Source organism: Variovorax sp. YR752 (assembly GCF_943372545.1).
In genome coordinates this window covers 86,524-99,618 of record NZ_CALRZC010000001.1, presented here as the reverse complement: position 1 = coordinate 99,618, position 13,095 = coordinate 86,524, and the positions used below count along the sequence as shown (strand labels likewise).

Sequence of the window (13,095 nt, the reverse complement as noted above, 5' to 3'; positions counted from 1 at the left end):
CACCGCGCTGGGCATCGGCGACCTGTCGGGCGATGCGCGCTTCTCGGGCATGGCGGCGCAGTTCGCCCACAAGGCCGAGTTGCATGCGATCTTCCGCGAGCGCTTTGCCAGCAACACGCGCGACCACTGGCTGGCAAAGCTCGAGGAACAAGACCTGCTCTCGGCCCCCGTGCGCGACATGCGCGAGGCGCTGGTCGATCCGCAGACGCTGCACAACGCGATGATTCTCGAAGGCGATGCGTCGTCGAGCCGTCCGCTGAAATTCATCGCCAGCCCGATCCAGATGTCGGGCGCCAAGGCCGGCCTGCGGCGCGAGCCGCCGAAGCTCGGGCAGCACACCGAAGAAGTGCTGGCCGAGGCGCGCGCGCTGATCGAGGAGGCCGACGCATGAGTGTTCTCTACGACGTCGTCGACCACGTCGCCACCGTCACCATCGACCGGCCCGAGGTGCTCAATGCGGTCGACCTGCCGACCGAGGCCGAGCTGCAGCGCATCTGGACCGACATCGAATCGCGCGACGACATCCGTGCGGTGGTGCTCACCGGTGCGGGCGAGCGCTCGTTCTGCGCGGGTGCCGACCTGAAGAACACCTCGAACCTGAAAGGCGTCGAGTACTGGGCCGCAGCCCGCACCGGTGGCTTCGGCGGCATCGCGCTGCGCGAGACGCTCGACGTGCCGGTGATCGCGCGTGTCAACGGCCTGGCGCTTGGCGGCGGCTTCGAGATGGTGCTGGGCTGCGACATCGTGGTGGCCTGCGAAGAAGCCAGCTTCGGCCTGCCCGAGCCGTTGGTGGGGCGCCTGCCGCTGGACGGCGGCATGCTGCTGCTGCAGCGGCAGATTCCCTACCGCCAGGCCATGGGCATGATGCTCACCGGCCAGCGCGTGAAGGCGCCGCGCGCGCTCGAGATGGGCCTGGTCAACGAGGTGGTGCCGCGCGCCGAGCTCGACACCGCCGTCCACCGCTGGGTGCAGCAGATGCTGGCCTGCGCGCCGCTGTCGCTCAAGGCCATCAAGCAGGTGGTGCGGCGCACCGGCACGCTGGCACCGGCCGACGCGCACCGCATGCGGTTGCCCGCGCTGGTGGCGGCGCTGCAGTCCGAAGACGCGAACGAAGGCGTGCTGGCGTTCCAGCAGAAACGCAAGCCGCAGTGGCTGGGCCGCTAGGCGCCGGCCCTTCATGCCATGGCCTACGTCATTACCGCTGCCTGCATCGACGTCAAGGACGGCGCCTGCGTCAAGTGCTGTCCGGTCGATTGCATCTACGAAGGCGAGCGCACTCTGTACATTCACCCGGATGAATGCATCGACTGCGGCGTTTGCGTGTCTGCCTGTCCCACGCAGGCCATCTACGAAGACCTTCGGCTGCCGCCCGAAATGGAACACTTCACGGCCATCAACCGCGAATTTTTCGCGGCCAACGTCAGCGGGCTCGGTTCGCCCGGCGGCGCCGACGCGAAGCGCGTGCCCTGCGACCATCCGGCCGTTGCCGCATATCCGCGCGCGCAGGCCTGAGCCGGTGCCGCGGGGGAGGGCCGGCTGATGCACGCCAGCATCCTCAAGTACTTCATCGAGGTCGCGAGTTGCGGCTCGGTGCGCAAGGCCTCCGAGCGGCTCTACGTGGCGGCCAGCGCCGTCAATCGGCAGATCCACAAGCTCGAAGACGAGCTGGGCGTGGAGCTGTTCGACCGCATGCCCAACGGGCTGCGGCTCAATGCGGCCGGCGAGCGCCTGCTCAAGCACGCGCAGGAAACGCTGCACCAGTACCAGGTCATGCGCACCGAGCTGGATGCGCTGAAGGGCGAGCGCACCGGCCATGTGAAGGTGGCCGCGATGGACTCCTTCTTCGAAGAGATGCTGCCTTCGGCGGTGGAAGATTTTCTGCAGGTGTTCCCGGCCGTCACGTACACCATCACCGCAGTGCAGCCGATGGACGTGCCGCAGATGGTGATGTCGGGGCAGGTCGACGTGGGCATGACCTTCGTGAGCCGGCTGCCGGGCGGCGTGGCCGCGGTGGCGCTGGCCAACCTGCCGATCGGCGTGGTGATGCCGCCGGGCCATCCGCTGGCCAACCACGCCAGCGTGTCGCTGAAGGAGTGCGCGCGCTACCCGTTCCTGCGTTCCAGTTCGCACCCGGTCATCAGCGCCGGGCTGTCGCCCGAGTTCGCCGCGTTCTGGGACGACATGGAACCGGCCGCCACCTGCAATTCGACGCCGATGCTCAAGCGGCTGATCATGGCGGGCAAGGGCATCTCGTGCTTCTCGAAGATCGCCTTCATCGAAGACCTGAAGCGCGGCGACCTGATCTGGCGACCCTTCGAGCTGCCTGCGCTCGACCAGTTGCAGGTCGGCATCGTGGTGCCGTCGCAGCGCGTGCTGCCGCACGTCACGCAGAACTTTGTCGGCCGCATGGCGCGGCGGCTGACCCAGTTGGAGATCGCGGCCGCTGCCGTGTGAACGCGGCGCACGGCCGGCTTTCTGGCTCGTGGGTTCTGTCGCATGGGTGGGGCATGGCATCATCGTGCGCCACTCCCCAGCACCCACCCATGTCCGCCGATTCCTTCGTCCGCCGCGTTCGCAGCCAGCTCGACCAGTTGTCCGCGACCGAACGACAGCTTGCCGATTTCGTCCTGGAGTTTCCCGGCGAGCTGGCCAGCTATGCGGGCAACGAACTGGCGGAGCTTGCGGGCGTGTCGCCCTCCACGGTGAGCCGCTTCATCCGGCGCATCGGCTACGAGAACTACGAAGAGGCGCGGCGCCAGGTGCGGGAAGAAAAGCAGACGGGCTCGCCGCTGTTCCAGAACGCGACCGAAGCCTCGAAGCGCGGCCACCTCGTGGCCACGCACTTCCAGCAGTCGCAGGCCAACCTCGCGAGCACCTTCGAGCGCCTGAGCGACAAGCAGATGGCCGAGATCGTGAAGGCGATCATCGGCGCGGGGCAGGTGCTGATCTTCGGCACGCGCAGCAGCCACGCGTTTGCGCTGTACCTGCGCTGGCAGATCATCCAGGTGGTGCCGCGCGTCACGGCCATTCCGGGCCCTGGCGAAACGCTGGCCGAGCACCTGGCGGGGCTGGGCGAGCGCGACTGCGTGATCGTGTTCGGCACGCGCCGCCAGACGCGCCAGCTCGACACGCTGCTCGCCGGCGCGCAGCGCGTCGGCGCGAAGATCGTCTACATCAGCGACCGCGCCTCGCCCGATTTCGCGGGCGCCACGTGGTCGCTGCAATGCGACTGCCGCGGCCCGGGGCTGCTCGACAACCACGCGGCCGTGATGGGCGTGTGCGACCTGATCGCCACGATGGTGATCGAGGCTGCGGGCTCGGCCGGCCGCAAGCGGCTGGCGGCGATCGAGCTGGGGCACGAGGAAAACGACGAGCTTTAAGAGGCCGCGCGCGGCCTCTCGCTGATTACTTCGCCGCCTCGTTGCGCGGCAACTGCGCCTTCAACAACAGCGCCATCTCCTTCTTGCGCGCCGGCGGCAGCCGCGGCGTGATCGCGCCGAAGCTGATCGCCGCCAACGTGGTGGCCGACGCCGCAAAGGTGCGCCCCACGCCCGACACGCCTTCAGTGAGCGTGTCCACGATGTCGGCATGGCCCGCCGCGCGCGTGCGCTTGACGGCCTGCTTCATGCGCTCGCGGGTGAAGCCGGCCTGCGCGTACTCGGCGGTGTGGCGCTCGAGGATGCGGTCGATCTCGGCATCAGTGAGCGCGGCCATCAGCGCCAGGCCGCCCGCGCCCAGGCCCAGCAGGCGGCGCCCGCCGACGTCGGTGGTGAACACCTTCACCGGAAAGTGGCCCTCTTCGCGGTGCAGGCACACGCAGTAATCGCCCTGGCGGATCACGAGGAACACGGTGTCGCCCGACATGCGCGCGAGCTTCTGCATGAGGGCGCGGCACGAGTCCACCAGCGGCACGCGGCGCATCGAGGCAAAGCCCAGCTGCATGGCGTCGATGCCCAGGCGGTAGGCCTTGCCGTCGGGGTCGCGCTCGGCGAACTGTTCCTCGGCCAGGCATGAGAGCAGGCGGTGCACGGTGGAACGCTCCAGCCCCGAGGCGGCGATCACCTCGGTGAGCTTGATGCCTTCCTCGTGGTGCTCGGCCAGCAGGCGCAGCAACTGCAAAGCGCGCCGCAGGCTCTGGGCGCCGGCGGTCTCTCTGGGTTCGTCCATATAGTGGGAAAAATTGGAATTAGTGTTTGGGATGCAGGAATTTCGAAGTCTAAACTGCCCCCGCCCAAGACCCAGACCAGACACAGACCCGGAGACACACGATGGCGTACGACACCCTCGAAATCGAACACCACGGCGCCGTGCGCCGCATCCTGCTGGCCCGCGACGCCCAGCGCAACGCCCAGAGCCAGCAGATGCTGGACGAGCTCATGGCCGCCTTCGACGACGCCGCGCGCGACGACACGGTGAACGTCGTGGTGCTCGGCGGCAAGGGCGCGCACTTCTCGGCCGGCCACGACCTCAAGCAGGCGCAGGCCGAGCGCGCCAACTTCACCGTCGAAGAGCGCTGGGCCTACGAAGAGCTGCGCTACTTCGACTACTCGATGCGCATCTGGGACTTTCCCAAGCCCACCATCGCGCAGGTGCAGGGCGCCTGCGTGGCGGGCGGTTTCATGATCGCCAACATGTGCGACCTGGTGGTTGCGGGCGAGTCGGCCTTCTTCAGCGACCCCGTGGGCCACACGCTGGGCGCGGCGGCCACCGAGGTGCTGATCCACCCGTGGGTGATGGGCGCGCGCAAGGCCAAGGAAATGCTCTACACCGGCGGCAAGCTGTCGGCGCAGGAGGCGCATGCCATCGGCATGGTGAACCGCGTGGTGCCCGATGCCGAACTGGCCGACGCCGCACTGGCGCTCGCGCAGCAGATCGCCAAGGCGCCGCCGTTCGGGCTGCGCCTGATCAAGCGCTCGATCAACCGCACGCTCGACGCGCAGGGCCTGCGCACCGCGCTGGCCGCGCACTTCGACACGCACCAGCTCTCGCACCTGAGCGAGGGCTTTCTCACGGCCCGCGACCGCGGCCTGGCCTCGGCCATCCAGAAGAACCCCGCCTCCGCCTGAATCAAGATGACCTTGCACCGTCTCGAACCCCTGCTGAACCCGGCCTCCATCGCCGTGGTCGGCGCCAGCGGCAATGCCGCGCGCATCGGCGGCATGCCGCTCGCGCACCTCACGAAATTTGGCTACCAAGGCGCGATCTACCCGATCAATCCGAAGTACGAAGAAGTCTTCGGCCTGCGCTGCTGGCCCGACCTCGAAGCGCTGCCCGCCGCACTCGACCTGGTGGTGCTGGCGCTGGCCGCGGCCGAGGTCACACCGATGCTCAAGCGCTGCCAGGCGCGCGGCGTGCGTGCTGTCATCGTCTACGCCGCGGGCTTTGCCGAAGCCGGTGACGCGGGCGCTGCGCTGCAGGCCGAGCTGGAAGCCTTCGTGGCCACCACCGACATGGTGGTCGCGGGCCCGAACGCCATGGGTTTTGCCAACCTGAACACGCAGGCCCACACCAACTTCGCGTCGGTGTTCAACACCGCGCCGATGCAGCAGGGCCCGGGCCGCGTGAGCCTGCTCACGCAAAGCGGCAACGTGTGCGCCGCGGTGTACGCCATTGCGCGGCGGCTGGGCGTGGACTTCAGCCACTTCATCAACACCGGCAACGAAGCCTGCGTGGACTTCGCGCAGTACCTCGAGTACCTGGCGCAGGACGACGCCACCGAAGTGGGCATCGGCTACATCGAAGAGCTGCGCGACGGCCCGCGCTTCATGGAGGCCGCGGCCGAGTTCGTGCGCCGCGACAAGCTGCTCATCCTCTACAAGGCCGGCGAGACCGAGAAGGGCTCCGAGGCCGTGCGCTCGCACACCTCGGCGCTGGCGGGCGACCAGCAGATCTACCAGGCGGCGTTTCGCCAGCTCAACATCATCCAGAGCCACGACTTCGCGCAGATGGCGCAGCTTGCGCACCTGGCGGGCTACCGGCAGCGCAGCGCGGGCAAGCGCGTGGCGATCATCACCATCTCGGGTGCGCTGGGCGCGATCCTGGCCGACAAGTTCATCGGCCAGGGACTCGACGTGCCCACGCTGCCGCAGCCGCTGCAAGACCAGCTGCGCGCCGGCATTCCCGACTACGGCATGGTCTCCAACCCGGTCGACGTGACGGGCAACGTGGTGAACGACCCCGGCTTTGTGCGCACAGCAATGGAAGCGCTGGCGGTGTCCGACGCCATCGACGCCATCGTGGTCTACGCACCGGGCTACATGCTCGACCGCATGGCCGACGACCTGTGCGCCGTGGCTGAAAAGCACCCGCGCCTGATCGTCGCCATCGACACCGGCGCGGCCAAGACGCGCGAGCAGTTGCGCACGGGCGGCGTGCCGGTGTTCGAGGACATCGGCGTGGCCGTGTCGGCGTTGTCGCCCTTCCTGCTGTGGCAGGAGCGGCGCAAGCACAACCCGTGGCTGCAGGTGCGCAGCCAGCCTGCGCCCGCGCGTGCCACGCTGGCGGGGCGGGCCGACGAGCACACCACCAAGCGCTACCTCGCCGAGTTCGGCGTGCAGCCGGTCGACGAGGCCGTAGCGCGCACGGCGGATGAAGCCGCGGCCGTGGCCGAGCGGCTGGGCTTTCCGGTCGTGCTGAAGGTGCTCAGCGCCGACATCGCGCACAAGACCGAGGCGGGCGGCGTGCGCCTGCGCTTGGGCAATGCGCAAGAGGTGCGCAAGGCCTTCGACGAAGTGATGGCCTCGGCACGCGCTTACGCGCCCACGGCACAGATCGACGGCGCGCTGCTGCAGAAGATGGAAGCAGGGCAGGCCGAACTGATCCTCGGTGCCACGCGCGACCCGGTGTTCGGCATGACGCTCACCGTGGGCCTGGGCGGCGTGCTCACCGAGCTGTACAAGGACGTGAGCCACCGCGTGCTGCCCGTCGACGCTGCCATGGCGCGCGACATGCTCGGCGAGCTGAAGGCCTTTCCGCTGCTCACGGGCTACCGCGGCCGGCCGCTGGGCGACGTCGAGGCCGCATGCCGCGCCATCGCCGGATTTTCACGCGCCGTGCTGGCGCTGCAGGAACAGGCAGACGAGGTCGAAGTCAACCCGCTGCTCGTGAAGGAACAGGGCCAGGGCGTGCGCGCGCTCGACGCGCTGGTCCTGGCTTCGTAGACAAAACCACAACCATCGACAGAGACAGGAGACATCCCATGTTCAAGAAAGCACTGGCCTGCGTGGCCCTGGCCGCCACCGCTTTTGCGGCCAGTACAGCTGTGGCGCAGACCTACCCGACCAAGCCGGTCACGCTCGTCGTGCCGTTCTCGCCGGGCGGCGCGGCCGACATCATGTCGCGCCTGCTCGCCGAGCGGCTGCACAAGCGCCTGGGCCAGCCCGTGCTGGTGGAGAACAAGCCCGGCGCCGGCACCATGATCGCGTCGGAGTACGTCGCCAAGGCTGCGCCCGACGGCCACACGCTGCTGCTCGCGGCCTCGTCGTTGGGCATTGCGCCGAGCCTCTACAGCAAGGTCAACTACGACCCCGTGAAAGACTTCGCGCCCGTCTCTCAGGTGGCCTCGGTGGTGCACGTGCTCGTGGTGCATCCGAGCATTCCGGCCAAGAACGTGGGCGAACTCGTGAGCTGGCTCAAAGCCAACCCCAACAAGGCCAACTACGGCTCGGTGGGCGCGGGCACGTCGACGCACCTGGAGGCCGAGCTCTTCAACAGCGTGGCCGGCGTGAAGATGCAGCACATCCCCTACAAGGGCAGCGCGCCCGCGCTCACCGACATGATCGGCGGCCAGCTGCAGGTGATGTTCGACGCATACGCGTCCTCGGGCCCGTTCATCAAGGACGGCAAGGTGCGCCTGCTGGCCGTGACCACCGCGCAGCGCTCGCAATCGCTGCCCGACACGCCCACCGTCGCCGAGTCGGGCCTGCCCGGCTATGAAGCCATGCCGTGGCTGGGCGTGGTCGCACCGGCCAAGACGCCCGCAGCGGTCGTGAACAAGCTGCACGACGAGCTGCAGGAAGTGCTCAAGGAACCCGAGGTGAAGGACAAGTTCCGCAGCCTGGGCCTGGACATCATCGGCAACAAGCCCGACGAGTTCGCCGCCTTCCTGCGCAAGGACATCGTGAAGTGGGCCAAGGTCATCAAGGACTCGGGCGCAAAGGCCGACTGACATCCGCGATCCATCAGCAAGAACGAGAAAGCAGACAAGCATGCAAGTGGGTTACTCGGCGCAAGACGAAGCCTTCCGCCTCACGTTGCGCGACTGGTTCGAGACGCACTATCCGCGCTTCGTCGCGGCCTGGCCCGGGGGCGCGCCCGACGCCAACGAGCTGGGCTGGCGCCGCGCCTGGGAAGACCACGTGTGCCAGGCCGGCTGGTCGGGCCTGGGCTGGCCCGAGGCCCACGGCGGCAAGGCCTGGCCGCTGACGCGGCAGGCCATCTTCCACGAGGAGCAGGCCCGCATCGGCGCGCCGCTGGGCGTGAACATCATCGGCCACGGCATCCTGGCGCCCACGCTGATCCACTTCGCAAGCGAGGCGCAGAAGGCGCGCTTTCTGCCGGGCATCTTGAGCAACCGCGAGATCTGGTGCCAGGGCTACTCCGAGCCCGGCGCGGGCTCCGACCTGGCGGCGTTGTCCACGCGCGCCGAGCGGCGCGGCGACCACTACGTGCTCAACGGGCACAAGGTGTGGACTTCGTTCGCGCACATTGCCGACTACTGCTTCGTGCTCGCACGCACTGACGCCGCGGCCGCACGCCACAAGGGCATCAGCTTCCTGCTGGTCGACATGAAGAGCCCCGGCGTGCGCGTGGAACCCATCCGCCAGATCACGGGCGAGTCGGACTTCAACGAGGTCTTCTTCGACGACGTGAAGGTGCCGCTCGACGCACTCGTGGGTGAAGAGAACGGCGGCTGGCGCCTGGCGATGGCCGCCGCGAGCTTCGAGCGCGGCACCTACTTCATTCCGCGCCAGGTCCGCTTCACGCAGGAGCTGGGCGCGCTCACGCGGCTGGCGGCCAGTGTGCAGAAGGGCGGACGCCCCGCGCTCGACTGCCCACACCTGCGGCGCGACCTCGCGCGGCTGGCGGTCGACAGCCACGTGCTCAAGCTCAAGTCGTACCGCGCGCTCACGCACGCGATGCGCGGCGGGCCGCCGGGTCCCGAGGGCTCGTCGACCAAGCTGCACTGGAGCGAGTCGCACCAGAAGCTGCTCGCCACGGCCATGGAAGTGCTGGGCGAGCGCGCGCTGGCCGGCCCCGAGCCCACGGGCGCCGACCCGCAGGCCGCGGCGTGGGTGCGCGACTACCTGTGGACGCGCGCCGAAACCATCCTGGCGGGCACCTCCGAAGTGCAGCGCAACATCCTGGCCGAGCAGATGCTGGGCCTGCCCAAGAACTGAAAACGACGACGACACGACCCGCCATGGATTTCGCATTGAACGACGAGCAGCAGATGCTGCACGCGTCGGCCCACCGCTTCTTCGCCGACCACCACCCGCTCACGCGCGCACGGAGTGCCTTGCCCTGGACCGATGCAACGCAGCAGTCGCTGTGGGTCGACATGGCCGGCATGGGCTGGATGGCACTGCTGGTGCCCGAGGCGCACGACGGCCTGGGGCTCGGCATGAGCGAGGCCTGCATCGTGGCCGAGGCCGCCGGCCAGCAGCTGCTGAACCTGCCGCTGGCCAGTAGTGCGGTGCTGTTGCCGCTGTGGTTGCAGGCGTGTGGCGACGCCGCGCCCGATGCGTTGCGCGACTGGGTGCGCGCGGCGATGGCGGGTGAGCGTGCCTTCCATTGCGTCGCGGAGGGTGACGGCTGGATCGACCACGTGGGGCAGGCTTCGGATCTTGTGGTGGTGCAGGGCTGGCACGACGACGCAGTGCCGCTGCGCGTGGCGCTGCAGCCGATGCCCGCGGGCGTTGCATCCGATGCGCTCGACCCCACGCTGCGACAAGCGCCGGCGACTCCCGCGCCGTCACTCGGATGGGAGACGCTGCCCATCGCTCCCGAAGCCCGTGCCCGCGTGCGCGCCGTCCATCGCCTTGCGCTCGCTGCCGAACTCGTCGGCACCGCACAAGCTGCGCTCGACCTCGCCTGTGCCTATGCCCGCGAGCGCGTGCAGTTCGGCAAGGCCATCGGCAGCTACCAGGCCATCAAGCACCAGCTCGCCAATGCCTGGATGGGCGTCGACAACGCGCGCCTGGCCGTGCGCTACGCCGCCGCCGCACTCGACGGCGGCTTGCCGGACTGGCGCTTCGCTTGTGCCGCGGCCGAGTTCACGGCCATCGAAGGCGCGCAGCAGACCACGCGCACGGCCATCCAGGTGCATGGCGGCATGGGCTTCACCTGGGAGCACGACGCGCACCTGTACCTGAAGCGCGCGCAGCACCTGGCGACGCGCCTGGGCGGCGCGTCGCGTGCGCTGGGCCAGGTCGAGGCGCTCGCGCTGGCCTGAGCCGCCCCGCGCCGGTGCGCGAACGCCCGTTGCAGGTGCGCCTGCAGCGGGCGTTCGTGCGTTGGCACCTGGCAGCCGACTTTCGAAGGAGGAAAACAGCCGGCATGAAGCTTGCAAACGCTCGCAATTGAATGAAATCTGAATTTCAATTATTCAAAATAGGTGAAATCCATATGCCATTCAGGCGCGCAGCCGCCTACGATGCGATCCGCGACATCGGGCTGCCACGCGCAAGCAAGCACTTCATTCCTTCTTCAGAGGTTTCTCATGGCTGGACCTGCACTCTCTTCCGGGCCCGACTCGCCCCGAGTCGCCGAGCTCGATCGCGCGCTCGACACCATCGGCGTCACGCGCTCGCACCACACGATCATTTTTCTGATCCTCATCGGCTGCCTGTTCGACGCCTTCGAACAGAACGCGGTGGGCATCGTCGGCCCCATGCTGCGCGAGCAGTGGGGGCTGAGCGCGTCGGACATCGGCTTCCTGAACACCGTCACCTTTGCCTGCGCGGCCATCGGGCGGATCATTTCGGGCTTCGTCGCCGACCGCTACGGCCGCCGCGTGATGCTGTCGATCGACCTGCTGCTGTTCACGCTCGGCGCGGGCATCTGCGCGATGGCGCCCAACTTCACGGTGATGGCGCTGGGCCGCGCGGTCGTGGGCTTCGGGCTGGGCGGCGAGATCGCCATTGCCGTGACCATGCTGGCCGAGTTCTGCTCGACCAAGTTCCGCGGCACGGCCGTGGGGATGGTGAACGTGGGCGCGGGCGGTCTCGGCAATTTCCTCGCACCGGGCTTCGGCCTGCTGGTGTTCTGGATGTTCCCGGGCGACAACGCCTGGCGCTGGCTGTTCGCCTGTCTCATGGTGCCGGCATTGCTCGGCGCGTTCTATCGTCGCTACATCCCCGAGACGCCGCGCTTCCTGCTGTCGCAAGGCCGCGTGAAGGAAACGAATGCCGTGCTGTCGCGCCTCGCCTCGGGGCGGCTGTCGGGCAAGCCGGCGGCGCCCAGGCAATACATCACCGACGACGGCACGCTCGCGCAGGCCGCCCGGCCGAAGGTGCGCGTGACCGAGATCTTCCGCGGCGCGCTGGCGCGGCGCACGGTGCCGCTGTGCATCACGATCTGGATGACCTACGGCGCGCAGATCTCGGTGCTCACGCTGATGCCGACCATCCTCGTGACGCTGGGCTACAGCATGTCGAAGAGCCTGCTGTTCACGATGGTGATGCAGGGCGGCAGCCTGCTGGGCGCCATTGCGGCGTCGCTGCTGGGCTTTCACTTTCCGCGCAAGCGCGTGCTGACGGCCGGCGCCGTGTGCGCCTGCCTCGCGGCGCTGACCATCGGCTTCGTGGCCAAGAGCATCGTCGTGATCCTCATTGCAGGCGCGGTGTTCCAGTTCTTCGTGCTGCTGCTGAACACCACCATCTGGATCTTCGCGCCCGAGCTGTACCCGACGCGCGTGCGCGCCTTCGGCACGGCCTTCATCCTCGCCACGGGCACGGCGGCAGGCGCGCTGATGCCGTTGGTGGCAGGCCGCTTGTTCGACAGCTTCGGGCTCGTCGGCGTGTTCGGCCTGGCCGCCGCGATGTATGCGGTGTTCGTGATCAGCGTGCAGTGCGTGCCCGAGACCTACGGCCAGTCGCCCGACGCGCTGCCGTTGCCCGGTGAGGCCGAGCCTGAAGCGCGTGCGCCTGACGCGACGCTGGCCCGCTCGAACTGAGCCGCGCAACGACCGATCTCCCAAGCCAAAAGAAAGCGCCTTTCCGCATGCCCGACATCCTGCTCATCAACCCCAACGCATCCGTTGCGACCACCGACATGATGGTCGGCATCGCGTCCGCAGAAGCCCCCGCCGGTTGCCGCGTGACCGGCCGCACGGCGATGCAGGGCCCGCCGATGATCGTCAACGAAGACGAGCTGAACGCGGCCGCGTTCGAGGTGCTGAAGGTATGGCGCGCGGCAGCGGGCGAGGGCTGGGACGGCGTGATCGTCAGCGCCTTCGGCGACCCCGGTGTGGAGCTGCTGCGGCGCGAAGCCGGCGTGCCCGTGGTCGGCATTGCCGAAGCCTCGATGCTCGCGGCGGGCGAGGGCGGCCGGCGCTTCGGCATTGCCACCGTTACGCCCGATCTCGTGGTGCCGATCGAGGCGCGTGCCGCGGCGCTCGGACTGCGCGCGCAGTACAGCGGCATCCGCCTGACGCAGGGCGATCCGCTTGCGCTCGCGGCCGATGCGCACGCGCTCGAAGAGGCGTTGGCGCAGGCCGTGCAACGCTGCATCGACGACGACGGCGCGCAGGCCGTGATCATCGGTGGCGGTCCACTCGGGCAGGCCGCACTCGCGTTGACACCGCGCTTCGAAGTGCCGGTGATCGCACCGATCGGCGCCGCGATGCGGCTGCTGTGTTCGAAGCTCGCGGTCACGCCGTGACGTGATCTTTTCGCGCTCGCGTCGATGAGGTGCGAGGCGTTGTGGCAATGAACGCCTTCTAGAATCAAACGACACACTTGCTCGCAAACATCGGGCAAGCCGCATCGTTCGTTTTCTTTTTTCATGCCTCACTTTCGACCGCGTTCCGCTTTCCTCGCTTTCGTTCTTCTCTCTTCCTTCGGCGCTGTCGCACAACAGAATGCGACACCCCAA

13 protein-coding genes are annotated in these 13,095 nt (G+C 68.4%); 12 read left to right on the top strand and 1 reads right to left on the bottom strand.

What is annotated here, in order from left to right:
• The 5 genes from AAG801_RS00440 to AAG801_RS00420 form a co-directional block, all read left to right on the top strand.
• On the top strand, window positions 1-391 hold a 391-nt coding region (locus tag AAG801_RS00440), incomplete at its 5' end, for a CoA transferase (RefSeq protein WP_341886650.1).
• Window positions 388-1,164: an enoyl-CoA hydratase-related protein gene (locus AAG801_RS00435; RefSeq protein ID WP_341886649.1), complete on the top strand. Its 777-nt coding sequence runs from the start codon at window positions 388-390 to the stop codon at window positions 1,162-1,164. The genes AAG801_RS00440 and AAG801_RS00435, both read left to right, overlap by 4 nt.
• A gap of 18 nt (window positions 1,165-1,182) precedes the next feature.
• The gene (gene fdxA / locus AAG801_RS00430; protein WP_341886648.1) at window positions 1,183-1,512 is read left to right on the top strand and encodes a ferredoxin; all 330 of its coding nucleotides are present in this window, start codon (window positions 1,183-1,185) and stop codon (window positions 1,510-1,512) included.
• 27 nt (window positions 1,513-1,539) lie between these two features.
• Entirely contained in the window at window positions 1,540-2,454 is a 915-nt protein-coding gene (locus tag AAG801_RS00425) for a LysR family transcriptional regulator (RefSeq protein WP_101492417.1), read from the top strand.
• Window positions 2,455-2,543: 89 nt separating this feature from the next.
• Complete coding sequence (locus AAG801_RS00420) at window positions 2,544-3,380, top strand: MurR/RpiR family transcriptional regulator (RefSeq protein WP_101492418.1); 837 nt, start codon at window positions 2,544-2,546, stop codon at window positions 3,378-3,380.
• A 25-nt stretch (window positions 3,381-3,405) separates the two neighbouring features.
• On the opposite strand, the gene AAG801_RS00415 is transcribed toward AAG801_RS00420, so the two are convergent.
• The gene (locus tag AAG801_RS00415) at window positions 3,406-4,167 is read right to left on the bottom strand and encodes a helix-turn-helix domain-containing protein (RefSeq protein WP_341886647.1); all 762 of its coding nucleotides are present in this window, start codon (window positions 4,165-4,167) and stop codon (window positions 3,406-3,408) included.
• A 101-nt stretch (window positions 4,168-4,268) separates the two neighbouring features.
• On the opposite strand from AAG801_RS00415, the gene AAG801_RS00410 reads away from it, so the two are divergent.
• The 7 genes from AAG801_RS00410 to AAG801_RS00380 all read left to right on the top strand — a co-directional run bounded on the left by AAG801_RS00410 (window position 4,269) and on the right by AAG801_RS00380 (window position 12,882).
• Window positions 4,269-5,066 carry an enoyl-CoA hydratase gene (locus tag AAG801_RS00410; RefSeq protein ID WP_341886646.1) on the top strand — a complete coding sequence of 266 codons (798 nt, stop codon included), beginning with the start codon at window positions 4,269-4,271 and terminating at the stop codon, window positions 5,064-5,066.
• Window positions 5,067-5,072: 6 nt separating this feature from the next.
• Window positions 5,073-7,160: an acetate--CoA ligase family protein gene (locus AAG801_RS00405; protein ID WP_341886645.1), complete on the top strand. Its 2,088-nt coding sequence runs from the start codon at window positions 5,073-5,075 to the stop codon at window positions 7,158-7,160.
• A 38-nt stretch (window positions 7,161-7,198) separates the two neighbouring features.
• Complete coding sequence (locus AAG801_RS00400; protein WP_341886644.1) at window positions 7,199-8,167, top strand: tripartite tricarboxylate transporter substrate binding protein; 969 nt, start codon at window positions 7,199-7,201, stop codon at window positions 8,165-8,167.
• 40 nt (window positions 8,168-8,207) lie between these two features.
• Complete coding sequence (locus AAG801_RS00395) at window positions 8,208-9,398, top strand: acyl-CoA dehydrogenase family protein (protein ID WP_341886643.1); 1,191 nt, start codon at window positions 8,208-8,210, stop codon at window positions 9,396-9,398.
• A 23-nt stretch (window positions 9,399-9,421) separates the two neighbouring features.
• Entirely contained in the window at window positions 9,422-10,453 is a 1,032-nt protein-coding gene (locus tag AAG801_RS00390) for an acyl-CoA dehydrogenase family protein (RefSeq protein WP_341886642.1), read from the top strand.
• A gap of 267 nt (window positions 10,454-10,720) precedes the next feature.
• Window positions 10,721-12,175 (top strand): MFS transporter, encoded by a 1,455-nt coding sequence (locus tag AAG801_RS00385; protein WP_341886641.1) that lies wholly within the window; start codon window positions 10,721-10,723, stop codon window positions 12,173-12,175.
• 47 nt (window positions 12,176-12,222) lie between these two features.
• Window positions 12,223-12,882, top strand: coding sequence for an aspartate/glutamate racemase family protein (locus AAG801_RS00380; RefSeq protein WP_341886640.1), 660 nt, complete (start codon window positions 12,223-12,225; stop codon window positions 12,880-12,882).
• Window positions 12,883-13,095 lie beyond the last annotated feature (213 nt).

Excerpts from the sequence above, each read along its gene's own strand:
- AAG801_RS00435 (WP_341886649.1), top strand. The coding sequence starts at position 388 with ATGAGTGTTCTCTACGACGTCGTCGACCACGTCGCCACCGTCACCATC.
- fdxA (WP_341886648.1), top strand. The coding sequence starts at position 1,183 with ATGGCCTACGTCATTACCGCTGCCTGCATCGACGTCAAGGACGGCGCC.
- AAG801_RS00425 (WP_101492417.1), top strand. The coding sequence starts at position 1,540 with ATGCACGCCAGCATCCTCAAGTACTTCATCGAGGTCGCGAGTTGCGGC.
- AAG801_RS00420 (WP_101492418.1), top strand. The coding sequence starts at position 2,544 with ATGTCCGCCGATTCCTTCGTCCGCCGCGTTCGCAGCCAGCTCGACCAG.
- AAG801_RS00415 (WP_341886647.1), bottom strand. The coding sequence starts at position 4,167 with ATGGACGAACCCAGAGAGACCGCCGGCGCCCAGAGCCTGCGGCGCGCT.
- AAG801_RS00410 (WP_341886646.1), top strand. The coding sequence starts at position 4,269 with ATGGCGTACGACACCCTCGAAATCGAACACCACGGCGCCGTGCGCCGC.
- AAG801_RS00405 (WP_341886645.1), top strand. The coding sequence starts at position 5,073 with ATGACCTTGCACCGTCTCGAACCCCTGCTGAACCCGGCCTCCATCGCC.
- AAG801_RS00400 (WP_341886644.1), top strand. The coding sequence starts at position 7,199 with ATGTTCAAGAAAGCACTGGCCTGCGTGGCCCTGGCCGCCACCGCTTTT.
- AAG801_RS00395 (WP_341886643.1), top strand. The coding sequence starts at position 8,208 with ATGCAAGTGGGTTACTCGGCGCAAGACGAAGCCTTCCGCCTCACGTTG.
- AAG801_RS00390 (WP_341886642.1), top strand. The coding sequence starts at position 9,422 with ATGGATTTCGCATTGAACGACGAGCAGCAGATGCTGCACGCGTCGGCC.
- AAG801_RS00385 (WP_341886641.1), top strand. The coding sequence starts at position 10,721 with ATGGCTGGACCTGCACTCTCTTCCGGGCCCGACTCGCCCCGAGTCGCC.
- AAG801_RS00380 (WP_341886640.1), top strand. The coding sequence starts at position 12,223 with ATGCCCGACATCCTGCTCATCAACCCCAACGCATCCGTTGCGACCACC.